Source organism: Hyalangium sp. (genome assembly GCF_035629615.1).
Lineage (GTDB): Bacteria > Myxococcota > Myxococcia > Myxococcales > Myxococcaceae > Hyalangium.
The window spans coordinates 1-17,931 of sequence record NZ_DASPHO010000568.1; the positions used below are offsets into that span (position 1 = coordinate 1).

At 68.0% G+C, this 17,931-nt stretch carries 17 protein-coding genes; 11 read left to right on the forward strand and 6 right to left on the reverse strand.

The window, feature by feature from the left end; all coding sequences use genetic code 11:
* The first annotated feature begins 136 nt into the window (after window positions 1-136).
* Genes VD972_RS28790 through larB form a run of 4 tightly spaced genes read left to right on the forward strand, consistent with a single transcriptional unit; the run spans window position 137 to window position 4,037 of the window.
* Window positions 137-508 carry a response regulator gene (locus VD972_RS28790; protein WP_324991962.1) on the forward strand — a complete coding sequence of 124 codons (372 nt, stop codon included), beginning with the start codon at window positions 137-139 and terminating at the stop codon, window positions 506-508.
* A gap of 44 nt (window positions 509-552) precedes the next feature.
* Window positions 553-2,634 (forward strand): chemotaxis protein CheA, encoded by a 2,082-nt coding sequence (locus VD972_RS28795; protein ID WP_324991963.1) that lies wholly within the window; start codon window positions 553-555, stop codon window positions 2,632-2,634.
* Complete coding sequence (locus VD972_RS28800; protein ID WP_324991964.1) at window positions 2,631-3,230, forward strand: chemotaxis protein CheC; 600 nt, start codon at window positions 2,631-2,633, stop codon at window positions 3,228-3,230. Before VD972_RS28795 ends, VD972_RS28800 begins: the two co-directional genes overlap by 4 nt.
* A 54-nt stretch (window positions 3,231-3,284) precedes the next feature.
* Window positions 3,285-4,037 (forward strand): nickel pincer cofactor biosynthesis protein LarB, encoded by a 753-nt coding sequence (gene larB / locus VD972_RS28805; RefSeq protein WP_324991965.1) that lies wholly within the window; start codon window positions 3,285-3,287, stop codon window positions 4,035-4,037.
* A 52-nt stretch (window positions 4,038-4,089) separates the two neighbouring features.
* Here the strand turns inward: larB and VD972_RS28810 are convergent, their stop codons facing one another.
* Complete coding sequence (locus VD972_RS28810) at window positions 4,090-4,743, reverse strand: NAD(P)H-binding protein (protein ID WP_324991966.1); 654 nt, start codon at window positions 4,741-4,743, stop codon at window positions 4,090-4,092.
* Window positions 4,744-4,823: 80 nt separating this feature from the next.
* Between VD972_RS28810 and larC the strand changes: the two genes are divergently transcribed.
* Window positions 4,824-5,990, forward strand: a complete 1,167-nt coding sequence (gene larC, locus VD972_RS28815) for a nickel pincer cofactor biosynthesis protein LarC (protein WP_324991967.1) — start codon at window positions 4,824-4,826, stop codon at window positions 5,988-5,990.
* On the opposite strand, the gene VD972_RS28820 is transcribed toward larC, so the two are convergent.
* Entirely contained in the window at window positions 5,944-6,969 is a 1,026-nt protein-coding gene (locus tag VD972_RS28820; protein ID WP_324991968.1) for a Gfo/Idh/MocA family oxidoreductase, read from the reverse strand. The two genes, larC and VD972_RS28820, sit on opposite strands and share 47 nt — an antisense overlap.
* 184 nt (window positions 6,970-7,153) lie before the next feature.
* On the opposite strand from VD972_RS28820, the gene VD972_RS28825 reads away from it, so the two are divergent.
* Window positions 7,154-8,146: a hypothetical protein gene (locus VD972_RS28825; RefSeq protein ID WP_324991969.1), complete on the forward strand. Its 993-nt coding sequence runs from the start codon at window positions 7,154-7,156 to the stop codon at window positions 8,144-8,146.
* A gap of 78 nt (window positions 8,147-8,224) precedes the next feature.
* Here the strand turns inward: VD972_RS28825 and VD972_RS28830 are convergent, their stop codons facing one another.
* Window positions 8,225-9,757, reverse strand: coding sequence for a serine/threonine protein kinase (locus VD972_RS28830; RefSeq protein ID WP_324991970.1), 1,533 nt, complete (start codon window positions 9,755-9,757; stop codon window positions 8,225-8,227).
* A 168-nt stretch (window positions 9,758-9,925) separates the two neighbouring features.
* On the opposite strand from VD972_RS28830, the gene VD972_RS28835 reads away from it, so the two are divergent.
* The 3 genes from VD972_RS28835 to VD972_RS28845 all read left to right on the forward strand — a co-directional run bounded on the left by VD972_RS28835 (window position 9,926) and on the right by VD972_RS28845 (window position 13,379).
* Window positions 9,926-10,543, forward strand: a complete 618-nt coding sequence (locus VD972_RS28835; protein ID WP_324991971.1) for a nucleoside deaminase — start codon at window positions 9,926-9,928, stop codon at window positions 10,541-10,543.
* Window positions 10,544-11,326: 783 nt separating this feature from the next.
* Window positions 11,327-11,710 (forward strand): hypothetical protein, encoded by a 384-nt coding sequence (locus tag VD972_RS28840; RefSeq protein WP_324991972.1) that lies wholly within the window; start codon window positions 11,327-11,329, stop codon window positions 11,708-11,710.
* 19 nt (window positions 11,711-11,729) lie between these two features.
* The gene (locus tag VD972_RS28845; RefSeq protein ID WP_324991973.1) at window positions 11,730-13,379 is read left to right on the forward strand and encodes a S53 family peptidase; all 1,650 of its coding nucleotides are present in this window, start codon (window positions 11,730-11,732) and stop codon (window positions 13,377-13,379) included.
* Window positions 13,380-13,410: 31 nt separating this feature from the next.
* Here VD972_RS28845 and VD972_RS28850 read toward each other — a convergent pair whose 3' ends face one another.
* Both VD972_RS28850 and VD972_RS28855 read right to left on the reverse strand, forming a co-directional pair.
* The gene (locus tag VD972_RS28850; protein WP_324991974.1) at window positions 13,411-13,587 is read right to left on the reverse strand and encodes a hypothetical protein; all 177 of its coding nucleotides are present in this window, start codon (window positions 13,585-13,587) and stop codon (window positions 13,411-13,413) included.
* Window positions 13,588-13,589: 2 nt separating this feature from the next.
* Window positions 13,590-13,733 (reverse strand): hypothetical protein, encoded by a 144-nt coding sequence (locus VD972_RS28855; RefSeq protein ID WP_324991975.1) that lies wholly within the window; start codon window positions 13,731-13,733, stop codon window positions 13,590-13,592.
* A 1,183-nt stretch (window positions 13,734-14,916) separates the two neighbouring features.
* On the opposite strand from VD972_RS28855, the gene VD972_RS28860 reads away from it, so the two are divergent.
* Both VD972_RS28860 and VD972_RS28865 read left to right on the forward strand, forming a co-directional pair.
* Complete coding sequence (locus tag VD972_RS28860) at window positions 14,917-15,876, forward strand: hypothetical protein (RefSeq protein ID WP_324991976.1); 960 nt, start codon at window positions 14,917-14,919, stop codon at window positions 15,874-15,876.
* A 177-nt stretch (window positions 15,877-16,053) separates the two neighbouring features.
* Window positions 16,054-16,692 (forward strand): class I SAM-dependent methyltransferase, encoded by a 639-nt coding sequence (locus tag VD972_RS28865; RefSeq protein WP_324991977.1) that lies wholly within the window; start codon window positions 16,054-16,056, stop codon window positions 16,690-16,692.
* 4 nt (window positions 16,693-16,696) lie between these two features.
* Here VD972_RS28865 and VD972_RS28870 read toward each other — a convergent pair whose 3' ends face one another.
* Window positions 16,697-17,692: a PE-PPE domain-containing protein gene (locus VD972_RS28870; protein WP_324991978.1), complete on the reverse strand. Its 996-nt coding sequence runs from the start codon at window positions 17,690-17,692 to the stop codon at window positions 16,697-16,699.
* Window positions 17,693-17,931 lie beyond the last annotated feature (239 nt).

Below are 17,931 nucleotides of genomic sequence, written 5' to 3' on the forward strand. Positions count from 1 at the left end.
TACCGTGCTAGATCCCGAAGGGTTGGATGCCGCGGTGGCAGCGTTGCTTACCGCGCAGAAGTGAGTAGCCCCCTCAGATGCGCCGGTGCTAGGCTCCGCGCTCCTCTCGAGGCCTTACGTGGAGGCGAAGCTTCACATGGCTGCTAAGCGGGTCCTGGTCGTCGACGACGCCATCTTCATGCGCAACATGATCAAGGACATCTTCGCGTCCGGCGGGTTCGAGGTCGTCGGTGAGGCGGCCAACGGCCTGGAGGCCGTGGAGAAGTACAAGGAGCTCAAGCCGGACCTGACGACGATGGACATCGTCATGCCCTTCAAGAGCGGCATCGAGGCCACGCGCGAGATCCTCAAGCATGACAGCAACGCGGTGGTCATCATGTGCTCGGCGCTGGGGCAGGAGAGCCTGGTGATGGAGGCCATCGAGGCAGGCGCCTCGGACTTCATCGTCAAGCCGTTCCGGGCCGAGGATGTCCTGGCCGTCGTGAAGAAGGTCCTGGGCGAGGGCTAGCGCGGCTGCGCGCTCCCGTCCTGTTTCCCTGAGAGAGGTCCGGCATGGCGATGGACATGTCCCGGTACCTCGGGCTCTTCGTCACCGAGGCCAGCGAGCACCTGGAGTCGCTCGGCAGGGACCTGGTCCAGCTCGAGAAGGAGGGTGGCGCCGCCGCGGTGGACTCCATGTTCCGCCACGCCCACTCCGTCAAGGGCATGGCCTCCTCCATGGGCTTCGAGCCCATCGCCACGCTGGCGCACCGGGTGGAGGATCTGGTGGACGCCGTCCGCCAGGATGCGAGCCGGCTGAACCGCGAGCTGGTGGATCTGCTGCTGGCGTCCACGGACACGCTGCTGTCGCAGGTGCGCTCAGTGGCGGAGAACAAGCCCCCCGAGGAGGCGAGCACGCTGCTGTCCCAGCTCTCTGCGCGGGTGTCGGCCCTCACCGGGCAGGCCCCGGCGCCCACCCGGGTGATGAATGCCACGGCCCTGCGGAACACGCCTGTCCCCGTCCGGCCGCCCGACCCTGGCGCTCCTGCTCCCGCTCCCAGCACTGCGACGCCCGTGCCGCTGCGCGGCGGAGCTCCCAGCCCGAGCAGTGGAGCTCCTCCGGCGCCGGGGGCTGCTCCGCCGAAGGGTGAGGTCCGGCTCGACGCAGGGCCCCAGTCCCGCTGGGCCGTGAAGGTGCGGGTGGTGCCGACGTGCCAGGTGCCCGGAGTGCGGGCGTTCCTGGTGCACAAGCGGCTCTCGGGGCTGGGCATGCTCTCCGAGCTGCGGCCCGCGCTGGAGGATCTGAAGGCCGGGCGCATCCCGGACGGGCTCATCCAGTGTGAGGTGGAGACCTCGGCGGGCGAGCAGGGCATCCAGGGGGCGCTGCGGAACGTGTCGGAGGTGGAGCTGGTCTCCATCAAGCCCGTCATCACCGCGCCTCCTCCGGCGCCAGTGCCCGCGCCCTCGTCCGAGGCCTCTCGCGCGCCAGGGGAGGCCGCGCCGCGCACGGTGCGTGTGCGCACGGAGCTGCTGGACTACTTCCTGGACACGGTGGGTGAGCTGATGCTCGCCACCGCGCGCCTGCGCGAGGTGGGCAAGGAGCTGCCGGAGAACGTGCGCCCGCCGCTGGAGGAGGGCGTCTACCGGCTGCACGCGCTGGTGAAGGATCTGCACGACAAGGTCATGTCGGCACGCATGACGCCGCTGTCCCTCATCACGGACCGGCTGCCGCGGGCGGCGCGGGACATCGCCCGCAAGCGTGGGCGCGAGGTGGACCTGGTCATCACCGGCGCGGAGATCGAGCTGGACCGGGCCATCCTGGACGACCTGGCGGACCCCATGCTGCACATCCTGCGCAACTGCATCGACCACGGGCTGGAGTCGCCCGAGGAGCGCGCCGCGGCGGGGAAGATCCCCAAGGGCAAGGTGCAGGTGTCGGTGCGCCGCGCCCGGGATCGCGTCGTCATCGAGGTGGAGGACGACGGCCGGGGCATGAGCGCGGAGAAGCTCAAGGCCGCGGCGGTGACCCGGGGCTCCATCACCGCCGAGGCGGCCGCGCGCCTGTCCGACCGCGAGGCCTTCATGCTCGCCTGCCTGCCGGGCGTGTCCACGGCCAAGGACGTGTCGGAGATCTCCGGCCGCGGTGTGGGCATGGATGCCGTGAAGCGTGTGGTGGAGAACGTTGGCGGCACGCTGGAGATCGACAGTGAGAAGGGCAAGGGCACGCGCTTCACGCTGCGGCTGCCCCTGACGGTGGCGGTGGTACATCTGCTGCTCGTGGAGGTGGGCGACGAGGTGTTCGGCCTGCCGATCGCCAAGGTGGTGGGCGCTCAAGAGGCCAACGCGGACGAGCTCAGCCGCAGCCGGGACACGGCGTTGCTGCCTCACGGCAATACACTGCTGCCAGTGCACGCTTTGGATCAGCTGGTAGGGCTGCCAGCGCCGGAACGGCGGGGAGTCCGGCCTTTTGTGGTGATGGAGGGAGATACGGGGAAGGTCGCTCTCGCGGTGGATCGGCTGCTGGGGCAGGAAGAAGTGGTGCTCAAGCCACTCTCCCGGCCCTTGGACTTGCTCCCGGGCCTTTCTGGAGTGACGATTCTGGGAAGTGGCCGCCCGGTCTTCATCCTGGACGTGCCGAGGTTACTGTCCGCGTGAACGCTCAGGTCCCCAGCGACATTCAGCTCGACGTGCTGCGCGAGGTGGCCAACATCGGCTGCGGGCACGCGGTGGATGCGCTCGCCCGGCTGGTGGGTGGCAAGAAGGTGGATCTCGCGGTGCCGCGCGCCATGGTGACGGCGGCCGCGGACGTGGCGGAGCAGCTGGGCGGTGAGGAGCCCGTCATCGGCGTGCAGCTGGGGATGACGGGCGAGCTGCGCGGGGTGATGCTCTTCGTGCTGTCGGCCCGGGATGGGGCCTCGCTGGGCGCGGTGCTGCTCGGGCACGTGTCCCGAGGGGCGGAGATGGAGAGCGCCCTGAGGGAGACGGCGAACATCGTCGCGAGCGCCTGCCTCTCCGCCATTGGCAAGCTGACGCGGTGGAAGCTCTTGCCCACGGTGCCGGAGCTGCACCGGGGCTCGGCGCGCGAGGTGGTGAGCACCGCGCTGCGCGAGACGGAGGGTGCGAGCACGAGCCCCGTGGTGGTGCTGGAGGCCCGGTTCACCGCAGCCAGTGCGCCTCCGGTCTCCGGGCGGATGCTGCTGGTGCTCGAGCGGGAGAGCTCGCGGGTGCTGCTGCAGCGCCTGGGCGTGTAGGTCCGCTCCCGCTTCGCGTTCTCCTCCCTCGTGCTTTGGGGTAGAGGAGCGCGCATGGACGAGAAGACGCTCACGCAGCTCCTCAAGCAGGTGAAGGGCGGCAAGGTCTCCGTGGACGAGGCGGTCCACCAGCTGAAGGACCTGCCCTTCGCGGAGCTGGGCTACGCGACGGTGGACACGCACCGCTCGCTGCGGTTTGGCTTCCCGGAGGTGGTGATGGGAGAGCCGAAGACGGTGGAGCAGCTGCTGGGCATCGTCGGAGCGCTGGTGGAGCGCAAGCAGACGGTACTGGTGACGCGGCTGCAGCCGGACAAGGCGGAGGCGCTGCTCGCCCGCTTCCCGAAGGGCGAGTACCACGCGGTGGCGCGCATCTTCCACCTCAAGCAGGGCAAGCGGCGGGCCGGGCAGGTGGCCATCGTGACGGCGGGGACGAGCGACATTCCGGTGGCGGAGGAGGCCGCGCTGACGGCGGAGGCAATGGGGGCGACGGTGCGGCGCGTGTACGACGTGGGGGTGGCGGGGATCCACCGGCTGCTGCGGCGGCGCGAGGAGATCCAGGACTGCCACGCGGCGGTGGTGGTGGCGGGGATGGAGGGCGCGCTGGCGAGTGTGGTGGGCGGGTTGGTGGGCATCCCGGTGGTGGCGGTGCCGACGTCCGTGGGGTACGGGGCGAACCTGAAGGGTGTATCGGCGCTGCTGACGATGGTGAACTCGTGCGCGTCGAACGTGGCGGTGGTGAACATCGACAACGGCTTCGGCGGTGGGTTCTATGCTGCGCTCATCTCGCGGACCCAGGGGAGACGCTGACATGACAGAGCCCGGAGTCAGGCAGGTTGAGGCCATGTGCCTTCGCAACGCGCTACTTGCCGAGCTCCTGCAGCTCTCCTGAGAGCGCCACGCGCGTGCCTCCTGCCGCATCTCGGGCCAGGGCCAGCATGGCCCGTGCGACGGTGCGCGCCTCGATGGGACGCCCGCTGAAGGGGCGGAGCAGCGGACCCAGCACCTTCGTCACCGCGATGGCCGCGCGCTCGCCGGGACGGCTCTCCGCGCGCTCCCCAAGCAGGAGCGAGGGGCGGAGGAGGACGAGCGACTCGAAGCCCAGGCTCTTGAGGTCCTCCTCGGCCTCGCCCTTCACCCGGTTGTAGAAGATGCGCGAGCGTGGATCGGCGCCGAGCGCGGAGACGAGCAGGAAGCGCCTCGCCCCCGCCCGTCGTGCGGCCCTCCCGAGAGCCAGCACGGCGCCATGGTCCACCGCGCGGAAGGCCTCCTGACTGCCCGCCTTCTTGAGGGTGGTGCCCAGGCAGCAGAAGACATCGTCTACGGAGGGGAGCGCCTCGCTCTCCAGCTGTGCGAAGTCCACAGTGCGCTGGCTGAGCTTGGGGTGTTGCTTCGGCAGAGGGCGGCGGCCGAGCGAGCACACCTCCCGGTACAGAGGGCTCTCCAGCAACTCGTCGAGGAGGAGGCTCCCCACGAGTCCACTTGCTCCAGCCACCAGCGCGGTGCGTGTCTCCATGCTGGGATGTTCAGCACATTCCCACCGGTCTCGTCACGTGTGTGCCATCACGGGCAGGAAGGCTGATAAGGAGCCGGACCGTGCGAAAGATCCTCTACCTGGAGCCGGTGGGTGGCATCGCGGGGGACATGTTCCTCGCGGCGGGAGTCGACCTGGGCGTGTCCCCAGAGGCGATTGGCCAGGCCCTGAGCGGACTGAAGGTGCCGGGTTGGAAGCTGGCGGTGAGCCGGGCGGTGCGCCACGCCATCAGCGGCACGCACCTGGACGTGGTGGTGGACGAGCGCGAGGTCCACCCGCACCGAGCCTACACGGACATCCGGCAGCTCATCGAGGCGGCGGAGACGCTGTCGCCCCAGGCGAAGGCCCGGGCGCTGGCGGTGTTCCGGGCCATCGGCGAGGCGGAGGCGAAGGTGCACGGGGTGTCGCTCGACGAGATCCACTTCCACGAGGTGGGCGCGGTGGACTCCATCGTGGACATCTGCGGCGCGGCGGTGGTGCTGGAGCTGCTGGGAGATCCAGAGGTGTACGCGGCACCGCCTCCGTTGGGGAGCGGGACGATCCGGGTGGCCCACGGGAACATGCCCATCCCGGTGCCGGCGACGCTGGAGCTGCTCAAGGACGTGCCAGTGCGCTTCGAGGGGGTGGGGGAGCTGACGACGCCCACGGGCGCGGCGCTGCTGAAGGTGCTGACGCGCATCGGCCATCCGCCGGACTTCATCGTGGAGCGGGTGGGCTACGGGGTGGGGACGAAGGACTTCAAGGATCGGCCGAACGTGCTGCGCGCGTCACTGGGGCGCGCGGAGGACAAGGCCGAGGGCCTCTGGGTGTTGGAGGCGAACCTGGACGACAGCACACCGCAGCTCCTGGGGTACCTGGTGGAGCGGCTGCTGGCGGTGGGAGCGCTGGACGCCTGGGTGACGCCGGTGGTGATGAAGAAGGGTCGGCCGGGTCATCTGCTCAGCGCGGTGGTGGAAGGTGGGAAGCGGGAGACCGTGATGGACGTGGTGCTGCGCGAGTCCACCACGCTCGGGGTGCGCTTCTACCGGGTGGAGCGGCAGGCGTTGGACAGAGACTGGGTGGAGGTGGAGACGCCATGGGGCCGGGTGCGGGTGAAGCGCGGTCTGCGCGGCGGAGAGGTGCTCAACGCGCACCCGGAGTTCGAGGACTGCCGCCGAGTGGCCGAGGCGGCGGGTGTCCCGCTCAAGCAGGTGATGGCGGCGGCGCTGGCGGCGCTGGAGAGAGGGTGACGCGGCGCCCCTCCTGCTCCGAGAGGATGGCGGCGGCCAGGAGGCGCTGAACGGTGGTGGCCTCCTCCAGCGTCGCGAGCCCGACAAGGGGAGCGCCTTCGAGCGCAGCGAGGAAGCGCCGGGCCGTCTCCACATGAGCCTGGGCCCAGGGCTCACGCTCTCCCAGCCGAGGTTCAATCCCTGGAGCAAGGTCCGTCCAGTCACCCTCCCGGAAGCACCGCACGGGGGAGACGCACCAGCCGCTGCGCGAGGGCACGTACCCGCCAGAGAAACCCACCTCCCAGTCCCGGCCGACGAGCGTCCAGCCCCCTTGGAGGCCCGGCTCGGGGCAGGCGGCATGGGTGATGATGGCGGTCGCGCCCGAGGAGAGGCCCATGTGCAGCGCGGCCGTGTGGACGGGACGGCCGGACAAGGAAGCCTGGATCCAGAGGGGCTCGGCCCCTGACAGCCAGAGGACCGTGTCGAGCAGGTGCGAGAGTCCATCCCAGTCGGCCGATGTGCCGACGAACGAATCGGAGTCCCCTCCGCCTATGCGGACGAAGCCGTTCCGCAGGGTGACGACGAGCTGGCGGGGAGGCCTCTCCTCGAGCCAGGTCCTCAGTGCCTCGAAGGAGGGAAGCATCCGATAAGGGAAGTTCACGGCACACAGCCGGCCCGAGACGCGTGCCATGGCCACGAGGGCGAGCGCTTCCTCCGCGGTACGGGTGAGCGGCTTCTCGCACAGCACGGCACGCCCCGCGTCGAGCGCCACCTCGACATGCTCCCGATGGAGAGCGTCCGGGCTGGCCACCACCACGGCATCCACGGCGTCGCAGAGCGCGCGTACCTCCGTGGTGGCCAGAGAGATACCTTCCTGTGCGGCCACGGCGCGCGTGTGCTCCAGGTTCTGTCCACAGAGCGCAGTGACCTCGGCGCCCGCCGCGCGGAAGGCGCCCACATGCATCAATCCCCACTTCGTCCCGATGACTCCGATGCGCACGCGCCGAGTTTGCCAGAGGGCAAGGCAAGGAACCGTGCGCAGCTGCACACCCATGCAGCCGGCACCTCAGGCCCACGGTCTGTGGGGCTTCACGGGGGGCCAGTTTGTTTTCCAGGTTGTTGCTTGAATTCCTGGATTGGCCGTGACACACGGGCGGCCCACTCACATTCCGAGGGCCAGAACGATGCGTCTCGAGCTGATGAAGGTGTGGAGCGTGCTGCCGGTGGTCGTGCTGGTTGCCTGTGGGAAGGTGCCTGGGGGGGACAAGCCGGTAGAGGAGCTGGCTCAGCGCAAGCAGGCCGTGCTGTACGTGCCGCCCACGCCGGCCAGCGGCAACATCTATGACAGCACCACGTACCTGGGCCCGGTGAGCCTGGGCAGCTCCGTGCAGACGTACTTCACCCAGAACCCCCAGTACTACTCCTTCAAAGTCACGGTGCCGGGCACCCTCGCGGCCCGCTTCGAGGTGACGCATGGGGGCAGCTCCATGTACCTGGACACCGGCCTCCTGGTGTACGGGCCCCGGAACGCCAGCGGCAGCTACGGCTCGTACCCGCGCACCCAGGACGACAACTACGGCTATGGCGACCTGAGCAAGATCAACGCTGTGTCCCTGACGGCGGGTGAGTACCTGGTGGTGGTGAGCTCGGGCAGCGGCTCGGGCAAGCAGTTCCGGCTGCAGACCGCGTGCCTGAGCGGCGCGTGCCCCACGCCGCCGCCCCCGGGCTCGGACACAGCGGGCATCCCGCTGGCCCTGTCGGAGCAGGACCTCACCGCCCAGCTCGAGGCGACGCTCGAAGCCGGCAATGATGCGCGGGACTGGACCGAGGGCTCGCTGCGCCGCTTCGACTTCGCGTGGCCGTACGCGAGCCAGCCCACCCTCACCCAGGCGGACGCGGCGGTGATGGACCTGCAGGAGTACGGCGCCTACGCCGCCGATGACGCCATCGCGCTCAGCTACTCCCAGGCCCAGGCCTACCTGTACACGGAGTTCGAGCCCCTGCACCCGCAGCTCCTCGCGACCTACGGCAACGGCTCGGAGAACGTGCAGGTGGCGACGCGCTACCACTCCTACCCGGTGGCCCCCGGTGCTTCCGGCTGGTTCCGCCTCTTCGTCATCCTCTTCCCCGCGTCCAAGAAGGTCATCGTCTTCGAGCAGACCGGCTACGAGACCTGAGCTGGCTGACTCTACGCGGTGCTTGGTTGTTGCTGGCGCAGGTGGGAGCGAAGTTCGCCTGAAGCCGCAGCCGGAGGCTCACTGCTCGCGCACGGGGTGGGAGGTGGGCTGACGTTCGTGGAGAGCGCCGGGCACGTAGCACGTACCATGGAGCAAGGTGCCCTTGATCGCCTCGCACTCCTCGCGCTGCAACTTCACCCAACACCCCCCATTGAGGGGGATCTGCCGTGGGTGAGGGCACCGTCCCTTCGCGTCGGGCCGCGCCTGACCCGGGCTCGGCTCAGGGAGTGTGTCCTGGCCGTGCACTCCTGGCTCAGAGGGAGAGGGGGAGGCCGCCACGGATGCGCGCGTCGAATCATCTCCGAGCCCTGCCTCGCCACCCTCCTGCAGGAGTGCCCCGCCCACCTCATGCCTGACAAGAGAGGGAAGCTCCGGGAACATCCTGGGAGTGAGCCACCCGACCCAGGCGCCCAGCGCCAGGAGCGCTGCGGCCGTCGCGAGCCGAAGCTGCCAGGGCTGCATGTGCACGAGAAGGCTGACACGCTCAGCGGAGCTCGGCGTGAGCAAGGGCACCTTGGGAGCCTGAGCCTGGGCCTCGGCCATGTCATGAGCGGGCGGGAGGGGAGCAAGCCTGGAAGCGGCAGGAGCCTGCCCACCCGAGTCTACCGAGGGCGACAGCTCCTGGCTGAAGAGTGAACGGGTGCTCTCGGGAAGGGTGAGCAGCGCGGCCTGCTCCAGCGCCTCGGCCAGTTCCTGCGCGGTACCGCGGTGCTCTGGGCGCACCGAGAGCATGCGGAGAATCAAGGCATTGAGGTGCGTGTCCACGCGGGGGTTGAGAAAGAGCGGAGGGGCAGAGGCAAGACGCTCCAAGTGCCAGAGGCCGGCCTCATCCTTCGAAGGTTCCCCGAGCTCGGGGTACGTGCCCGTCACGAGCCGGTAGGCGGTGACGCCCAGCGAGTAGAGGTCGTCGGTGGGCTGAGCGGAGTAACGGGCCTTGGGGTCGTTGAAGAACTGGAGCTCGAAGAGCCATGCCTCCGGAGAGCGGTAGGCCGGGGTGCCTGGGGGCAGGATGTCAGGGGTGAGGGAGGAGGCGTGGGGGTAACGGCCGGAGCCGAAGTCGGTGAGCAGGGCGCGGCTGTCGGAGTGGCGCACCAGGACATTGTCGCCTTTTACGTCTCGGTGGAGACAGCCCTGGGAGTGCAAGGTCTGGAGGACGCGAGCGAGCTGGGCCAACAGCTGGAGCACCTGCTGGGAGGAGGGGGAGTGCTGGCGGGCCCAGTCATAGAGCGGGGCTCCGTCGACCCAGTCCATGACAACGAAGGGATGGAGGGCGCCGCTCGGGTGCTGCCAGTCCCCGGAGTCCCACAGGCGAGGGACGCTGGGGTGACGCACCAAGGAGAGCAGCTCCGCCTCGCGCACGAAGCGGGGATCCCTGGGCAGCAGAGCGAGCTTGAGTGCCTTGGGGCGGGCCTCGGGCTTGTCCACGGGCACAACCTGGTAGACGGCTCCGTGGACGCCGCGGCCCGCCCAGGCGACCACGAGCCAGGAGCCCACGAGGGTGCCAGGAGGAAGCAATGCCGGGTTCAGGGCAGGGGCTTGGGGAGTCTGCATGGGGGCCTCGAGTAGGGAACGGTCACCATACCTCAAGGGTCGTGCCGTGCTGCGCGCCTTGGTGGCGAGCTTACCCCTGCACAATTCCAGATTCGGCGCCTGTGCCGCAGGGCATCATTCTCGAGTACGTACTGCACGAAACACCGAGCACAATCGGCAGGAGCGATCATGAACGACGTACATCCCTTCGCGACACGAGTGAACGCACAGCTGCCCGAGTGGCTCATGACGGAGCTGCACACGTACAACACGCTCTTGCCGACCGCCGGAGATCGCGTCCGTCTCACCAACAGGCTCGCTGCGCGCAACTACAAGGAAGGCAACGGTGGGCCGTTCGCCGCACTCGTCGTCGACCCTGCGACAGGCGAATTGATCTCACTCGGCGTCAACGTCGTGTTGAGCTCGGGCCTTTCCTCCGTGCATGCAGAAGTCATGGCGCTCTCGCTCGCTCAGGTCCGTCTCGGCACCTGGGATCTTGGCTCGGCTGGCGGTCGCGAACTCGAGCTCGTCGTCAACTGGCGCCCGTGCACGATGTGCTACGGCGCGCTCGTCTGGTCGGGAGTCAAGCACCTGCTCATCGCCGGCGACGGCCCTGAGTGCGAAGAGCTCACGGGCTTCGACGAAGGACCCATGCCCGCGACCTGGAGAGCAGAACTCGAGGGCCGCGGCATCAGCGTCACCTCAGGAGTGCTGCGGGAGGACGCGATCGCCGTCTTCGCCGAATACAGCCGCTCTGGCGCGATCGTCTACAACGCTCGCGGAACCGGTTCACGCCTGCAGGATTGAACCGCCCGTAGCCCGGGTGCTGCGGGCAAACTCCTGAAACGCCAGATGCATGGCCGTGCCAGCTTCGACTGGCTGAACCGTCGCATGCTGCTCGCAGCCTGAGCCTGTAGACGGCAGCAAGGATCCGACGAATTTTGACGATCGCGTCGGCAGTGAACGGTGCGGGGGAGCTACACCCCGAGCCCCCGTGGCGCCGGTTCAGCCTGCTCCGGTGCCGTCGCAGGCCACTCAGGCGCTCTGAAAGCCGGGAAATGGGGCGCGGCGCCCTACTACAAAACCTGAGACACTGGAGCCCAGGTCCGTCACGCGAACACAGGCTTGCCCACCTATGGGGCCTGGCGCCTCGACCTCCCCCGGAGAGTCTACGCGACCGTCAGGATTCGTCGGATTTGGGCTGCCGTCCACAAGGCCCATCTCGGGAGGGAACTGTTCGGAAATGTCGGGGGTTTTGCGCTTCAAAAGTCCCGACATTTCCGAACAGTCAGCCATGGGGAATGCCCCAGCCGCGTTCATCGTCACGCAGGCGGGCCGACTCTGAGGGCGCTGGAGCAGGGGACTGAAGGTTCGGCGGAGTCACCCGCTCTGCCATCCTGATGCTCGAGGGGCGCATCTTCCGGTCCAGGTCATCCTCGTTATCGTAGGTCCTACTTCATGACCTGCTCGCCGCCGCGCCGTCGCCCTCCGGAAACGGCGCCTGCCCTCGGCCGTGGCGAGCCGCGCCGCCAGATCCGGGCGCTGGGAGTGGTGACGCAACGTGTGATATGGGCACAGAACCCAAACCCTATGACCATCAAGACAGCTGTCGTCATTGTAGGCCTCGAGCCTGAGCGCGCCAATCTGGCCCCATTTCCCGGCCTTACGGTTGAGAAACTGAAGGCGGGCATAAATGCCGCGGGGGATGCGTTGCGCGCCCTCGGATTTGAGACCGGGTCCTGCTTGATTCCGCCGGAGGTCGAGGCTGCGGAAGCGATGGTGGAGGCCTATCTGGCCAAGCACAGGGCCGATGTCGTGGTCATCGGAGCAGGTGTTCGCACCGCACCGGAACAGCTGCTCTTGTTCGAGCGGCTGATCAATCTGGTGCATCGCCACGCGCCCAATGCCCGCATTTGTTTTAATACCCAGCCGGGCGATACGGTTCAGGCAGTTCAGCGATGGGTCCAGGGATGATTCGTCGTTTCAGGTGCTCATGACGCAACAGCTCGCGGTATACCCCCTCGTGGGTAGCGAGCTCCCGGCGGTGCCCCAGGCGCGGCGTACCGGTCCCCTGGACCCTCGACAACCCGTAAACGCCCTGCTGCTGTGCGCTCTCCGCCTCCCGGACTCGGAGCTCTTCGCCCACGTCGACGCCCAGGCGAAGCGACGTCCGGGCGAGCGGAAGCGGCCCTCGCGCTCAGACTTCGCCGCGACCTACGGCCCCACCCCGGAGGCACTTCAGGCCATCGCGGAGTTCGCGGCGGCCCACGGGCTCGAGGCGAGCGCCCCAGCTCACGGAAACCTCTGCATCGACCTGCGCGGCCCGGCTGGAGCCTTCAGCCGGGCGTTCGGTGTCGAGCTTGCCCTCTATGAGCGCGAAGGCGTCACCTACCGCGGCTACGAGGGGCCGCTGCGCCTGCCAGAGGCGATCCACCCGCATGTGCGCGCCGTGCTCGGCCTGGACACGCGCCCCCTGCCACTCACCCACGCGCAGCACGCCGCGAGCGCACCCGCCGATGTGCCGTCCCTCGCCCGCAACCTTCCGACCACCGTCGCCTTCGACTATTACGACTTCCCCTCAGGCCTCACCGGCGCCGGGCTCACCGTGGCGTTCATCGAGAGCGACCTGAACATCGATCTCCAGGGCATCCAGGACTTCTACTCGTCCCTCCAGGTGGGCCCCGTCTCCATCACCTTGATGGGGACGCCCCGCCACAGCCCGCAGCCTCCCTTCAACAGCGAGGCCGGGATGGACCTGAAGATCACGGGCTCCATCGCTCCGGGTGCCACATACCTCGTCTTCGCCAACAACCAGCAATACGACTCACAGCCCGCGGGCATGCTCGGCTCCATCCTGACCGCCGTGTTCAACGAGCAGCCCTCGGTCGACATCCTCTCCATCAGCCTGGGAGTGCCGGAGTCCGGGTGGACGTCTCAGGAACTCCAGTCCATCAACCTCGTCTTCGCCGCCGCTGCGTTCCTGGGGATCACCACCTGCGTGGCCTCTGGAGACTTCGGTGCCGCGGGCAACCCCCAGGGCGCGTACGCGCAGAACTGCGCGTTCCCGGCCTCGTCGCCCTACTGCCTGGCGTGTGGTGGCACGGAGCTGGTGCTCTCGAAGCAGGGCCAGTCGACCGTGCTCACCGGAGAGGTCGTCTGGAACGACCAGACGCAGCCTGGGCAGAAGGCGGCCACCGGCGGCGGCATCAGCAGGGTGTTCCCCGTGCCCTCCTACCAGCAGCGCGTCTCGCTGCCGGCGCCGCTCAACCCCGACCAGGGCCCCGGCCGAGGCGTGCCCGACGTGGCGAGCAATGGCTCACCGACCAGCGGCTACCAGCTCCAGCCGAACAACCAGGGCGGTGGCCACGCCTTCGGAACCAGCGCCGCGGCCCCCATGTGGGCCGCGCTCGTCGCCCTGCTGGGCGAGGCGCTGGGAACGCCGGTAGGCTTTCTCAACGCGCTCCTCTACGAGACCCAGCTCTCCGGACAGGCCCCGCTGCCCTGCACCTCCATCACGCAGGGCAACAACGGCGTCCCGAGCTCGGACATCGTCTTCACCGCGTCCGCCAGCAACCCATGGAACGCCTGCTGCGGCCTGGGCTCGCCGCTCGGGAATTCGCTGCTGCGGATGCTGGGAGGGTAGCAGCCCGCCGGGAGGCTGCGCCCCCTGGACTTCATGCCTCGTGGGAGTTCAGCCCCAGGCTGGCCAGCAGGAACTTCTGCATGTCTGCGGCGGTGCTCTTGAGATCCTCCGCCTGAGACCAGACGCGGTGGTTCACCCCCTGCGGTCCCACGTAGCCCTGCGACACCGCGCCGCCGGGCGCTGCGATGTAGGCCGCTGTCCGCGACATTCTCAGCGGCCCGGTGAGCTGCTCGGACAGGAATCGCCGTCGATGCCGTTGCCAGCGAAGGCGTAGCCAGCCTGCCCGCCCGCCACGAACGTCACCGCCACACCGGGCGCGCCGGTCTTCGAGAGAAAGTCATGGATCTTCTGCATGGGAATTCATGGAGGGGTCGTGGCAGAAGAGCGGCTCACTCCTGGAGGATCCACATCTTCAACTCGGCACGCCCGTTGCTTCAACCACTCGCAGGGAGCCGGCGGCCTCCAGCACCTGCCGGGCTGAGCCACGGCAGGTGCGCCAGATAGACTTGCTTCAACTCCTCGGCTCGATGCCCGCCTCGGCCTACGGGCAATACGTGTTATTCGACCGACAGACACCGTCGCCACAGAAGCAGCTGGTGCCGGGGTTGCACGAGTCACAAGGATCCGGTGCGGGACCCGCGTCTACCCCTACCACCCTTACACAACCGAGGTTGTTGCTGTGGCTGGTTCCTTCATAGAGGCAGAAGTCGTATTGCGATCCGGGCTGAATCCAGCAGGCCCCCTGCGTACCAGAACGGTCCTGGGCAAAGAGCGTCTCGCCGCCTCCATTGTGGCTGACATACACCTGAGCCGTACCACAGGCCGCATTCCAGCTGATGTTCGTACACCCCGTGCTGCTCCCTGTGTTGATGTTGACCGTGGTGGGATTGGCGGAAATGCTTCCTGTCAGGGGGACGGAAGTACAAGCATTGCGGTAGCACCAACCGCAGCCAGTCGCCGGCGGAAAGTAGTTATACCACCCGAAAGGACAGCTAAAAGTGGGGTAACCACAGACATACATGCTCTCTTGCCAGCATTGGGGGCACGTTCCAGTGCTGGAGGCAGTGACATCGGCGGCCTCGACAGCTTCGGGAGTCTGGGCAGGTGACTCGTAGGGCAGTCCCTTGTCCACGTCGGCAGCCTCGACCGCGCTTGCACCCGCTTCGTACGGCTCGCCGCCGTCAACCGCGCCGCAGCCGGACGTGACCATGACCCCAGACAACAACATGATGAATAACCCGTGCTTCACTGTGCACCCCTCTCTCTGTTTGGATTCCCGACATTCCAGAGAGCACAGACTGCTGTCAATGTGAGTGTTCGTAGCCTTTCACATCGCTGACGATTCTCGTCCTCGCAGATGATGAGTGTCTCTGGAAGAGGGCGGCACCGGCGGAGGGAGCCTGAGAGCTTCAATCTCTGACGCAAGATGCGTCAGGGCGTGGGGCGTCGCGCCTGACGCCGGAGCAGCAGCAGGAGCATCCGGGTGGCCAGGCCTGCTGGCACGCAGCGTGCTCATGGGGCGGGCATGGATGTCCTCATGTCCAGCAGACTCTTCGCCGTGCTCCTGTGGGTCAGCTCCGCCGCCTCCGCGCAGCACAAGTCGAACCTCGACTGCCAGACGCTCTCCGAGAAGACCGCCTTGCAAGCCCTGTCGAAGTACCCGGTGGCGATCGCGAAGATCCCCGAGGACAAGCGCTCCCAGGGCTACGTCCGCGTCGGGGGAGGGTGCGAGGTGTCCCGCTTCGGCCACGACAACGCCGTGCATGCCGAGGTGATGGTGCAGAACGCCCCGGAGGGCGAGGACGCCTGGCGCTGCAAGGGAGCCGATCCCGCGCTCCTTCCCAACAGAGGCTGGGCTCAGTCCACTGTCACCTTCTGCCGGGCCTCGTATGACGGCGCCCCCAGCCTGCGCCTGCAGTGCACGATCCTCACCGAGAAGTCACCCCCCGCGTCCAATCCGAGCGCCACGGTGAAGCTCACCGAGCTGCTCCGCCAGGAGGGATACGTCGTCGTGTCAGGGGGCTGTGAGGCTTCGCACTTCGACAACGGCTCGCTTCATGCCGAGCACATCGTGAAGTCCACGCTCACCAGCGACAAGCGGGGCTGGTCCTGCCTGGCAGCAAACCCGGCCGTCGACCTCATCATGAGCGCCACGGTCTCGGCCACGCTCGTCGCCTGCCGGCTCACGATGGACGAGATGGACGCGGCGAAGTTCACCGAGAAGCCCTCTCTGAAGTGCACACGCACGCAGGGGACGATGTCTCGGGGGAGCTCGCCCAAGGCCTACGCCACGGGGGCCGGCCCGCTGACAGGAGGGGAGTGCTCGGTCTCCTACCCGGGGGCGGGCTCGAACGCACCCGAGTTCATGGTGAAGAACGCACCGCAGGATGGCCAGTGGTCCTGTCTGGGGGCGGATCCGCCATTCGTCCCCAACCCGTCGAGCGCTCAGGCGGGCGCCATCACCTGCACGATCAAGGCGGGCAGGAAGCAGGAGTGAGAGAGGGGCTGGTCACGAAGAGCCGCGCGCTGGAGGAGAGCGAGGCAGGCACTTGCGCCGCCGCAACGCCGGGCACGACGTTGCGGGCGCTGGCGGGTGGCGCGCTGGGTCAGTCAGCGGAAGTCTTGGATCCACGAGTCAACCTGATATCAGGCTGCCTGAACTCTGGAGGGTGCCATGGAACTCGACGAGAAAGAATTGTCCGCACAAATGGGTGCCTCGCTGCGACCGAGGACATCGCAGGACTTCGACAAGCACTACGCGGGCGCCCCGCCGCCTTGGGACATCGGCCGTCCCCAGCCGGCGTTCGCTGCGTTGGCAGAGGCCGGAGCGCTCTCCGGCCGGGTGCTCGATGTCGGGTGCGGTACCGGTGAGCACGCGCTGATGGCTGCCCGCCTGGGGCTCGCGGCGACGGGCGTTGACCTCGTGGAGCGAGCCATTCAGACCGCGCGGCACAAGGCGGAGGAGCGCGGCCTGACGGCACGGTTCGTCGTCGGAGACGCGCTCGAGCTCGAGGCCTTGGGTGAGAAGTACGGCACCGTGCTCGACTGCGGCCTCTTCCACGTGTTCGAGGACGAGACGCGGGTGCGCTTCGCCAAGAGCCTGCACGCGGTGATCGAGCCGGGCGGCCGCTACTTCATGCTCTGCTTCAGCGACAAGCAGCCCGGAGACGCAGGACCGAGACGGATCCGCCGGGAGGAGATCCCGGCCACGTTCCACGAGGGCTGGCAGGTGGAATCCATGGAGCCGTCGAAGATCGAGATCCTCGGCGGATTCGAAGCGGCCTCCTGGACGGTGAGCCTGGTCCGCAAGTAGCGGCTTACTGCGACTGGATGTGCTCGAAGTATGTGTTGAGATCGTGCGGGGTGAACCCGCCCTGGGCCGGGTCGTCGAACGTGTGGATCTGGGCACCCGGGGCGTTGAAGCCAGCCCCCCCGCCGTTGATGAACGCGAACAACGGGGACGTCGCCGCGAGGGCATTGGTGACGGCGTCCGGGATGAGGTTGGGCTCGTGGGCGCCGAGCCAGTTGGGGACCGGATCCTGCTGGTTCACGTAGAAGTTGTACTGGGGCCCCGCCGGGAAGTCCTTGCCCGCGCTGGCAATGCCCACCACGTTGACGTTGCTCAGCATGCTCTCGCGGGCCCGGCGGTTATCGTCCCCGATCACCGGCAGGTTGCCCAGCCAGCCGCCATTGGCATCCCTGATCCGTTGATCCACCATCTGGAGAGCATGCGAGACGACGGCGCCGCCCTGGCTGTAGCCGACCACGTTGACCTGCCGCCCCGCATCGAGGTCCGCGGAGATCGCGTCGGCGAGCGTGTTCGCGGCCTTGTTGCTGCCCAGCCCGATACGATCCAGCCCCGTCTGGAGAACGTCGATGCCCATGCCCTCGGTGGCGTTGTAGATGGGCACCACGTTGGTGCCCGTGTGGTTCGCGAGATCCTGCGCCCCCGTCATCGCTCCCAGTGGAGGGGTGTTGATGCCGTTGGTGAAGTACGTCGTCGGCGGTGGGTTCGAGACGGGGTTCGTGGGCTGGAAGGGCGGGACCTCGGTCACGTTGAACTTCTCGGGAGGGTACGCGTAGCCGTCCGAGCCGACGTACATCCCGTCATACGTCGTGGGCGGCGCACTGGCATCAATCCTCAACGCGCCGGCCGCGGCCTTCTGCGCATCGGTCATCGTGTTGCCGTTCACCGTCACGGTGCCGGTCTTGCTTGGGATGGGCGGCAGCGTGGCGGTATTGGCGGTGGCGCGAAAGCTGCTGACGTCTGCGGTACTGGGGCTCTTGAGAGCGGTGCTTGACGGGACATCCACGCTGCTCTGTCCCGCCCACGCCTGGACGGCCGCAGACTTGGAGACGGCAGAGTTCGGCGCGGAAGGCTTCTGAGACGTGGCCGTCGAAGCTGGCTGGGAAGCCGACGTGGACTCGGAGGCACTGGTCCTGCTGGAGGAGCTACTGCTGGAAGAGCTACTGCTGGAAGAGCTACTGCGGGAGCTGCTGCCACCGACACTGTCGACACCCATGTGCAACCTCCAGCGCGCTCACTTCAGTT

What these genes read in the sequence shown, in the direction of transcription:
- VD972_RS28790 (WP_324991962.1), top strand. Translation starts at nt 137, where the DNA reads ATGGCTGCTAAGCGGGTCCTGGTCGTCGACGACGCCATCTTCATGCGC.
- VD972_RS28795 (WP_324991963.1), top strand. Translation starts at nt 553, where the DNA reads ATGGCGATGGACATGTCCCGGTACCTCGGGCTCTTCGTCACCGAGGCC.
- larB (WP_324991965.1), top strand. Translation starts at nt 3,285, where the DNA reads ATGGACGAGAAGACGCTCACGCAGCTCCTCAAGCAGGTGAAGGGCGGC.
- VD972_RS28810 (WP_324991966.1), bottom strand. Translation starts at nt 4,743, where the DNA reads ATGGAGACACGCACCGCGCTGGTGGCTGGAGCAAGTGGACTCGTGGGG.
- VD972_RS28825 (WP_324991969.1), top strand. Translation starts at nt 7,154, where the DNA reads ATGCGTCTCGAGCTGATGAAGGTGTGGAGCGTGCTGCCGGTGGTCGTG.
- VD972_RS28830 (WP_324991970.1), bottom strand. Translation starts at nt 9,757, where the DNA reads ATGCAGACTCCCCAAGCCCCTGCCCTGAACCCGGCATTGCTTCCTCCT.
- VD972_RS28835 (WP_324991971.1), top strand. Translation starts at nt 9,926, where the DNA reads ATGAACGACGTACATCCCTTCGCGACACGAGTGAACGCACAGCTGCCC.
- VD972_RS28840 (WP_324991972.1), top strand. Translation starts at nt 11,327, where the DNA reads ATGACCATCAAGACAGCTGTCGTCATTGTAGGCCTCGAGCCTGAGCGC.
- VD972_RS28845 (WP_324991973.1), top strand. Translation starts at nt 11,730, where the DNA reads ATGACGCAACAGCTCGCGGTATACCCCCTCGTGGGTAGCGAGCTCCCG.
- VD972_RS28850 (WP_324991974.1), bottom strand. Translation starts at nt 13,587, where the DNA reads ATGTCGCGGACAGCGGCCTACATCGCAGCGCCCGGCGGCGCGGTGTCG.
- VD972_RS28855 (WP_324991975.1), bottom strand. Translation starts at nt 13,733, where the DNA reads ATGCAGAAGATCCATGACTTTCTCTCGAAGACCGGCGCGCCCGGTGTG.
- VD972_RS28860 (WP_324991976.1), top strand. Translation starts at nt 14,917, where the DNA reads ATGTCCAGCAGACTCTTCGCCGTGCTCCTGTGGGTCAGCTCCGCCGCC.
- VD972_RS28865 (WP_324991977.1), top strand. Translation starts at nt 16,054, where the DNA reads ATGGAACTCGACGAGAAAGAATTGTCCGCACAAATGGGTGCCTCGCTG.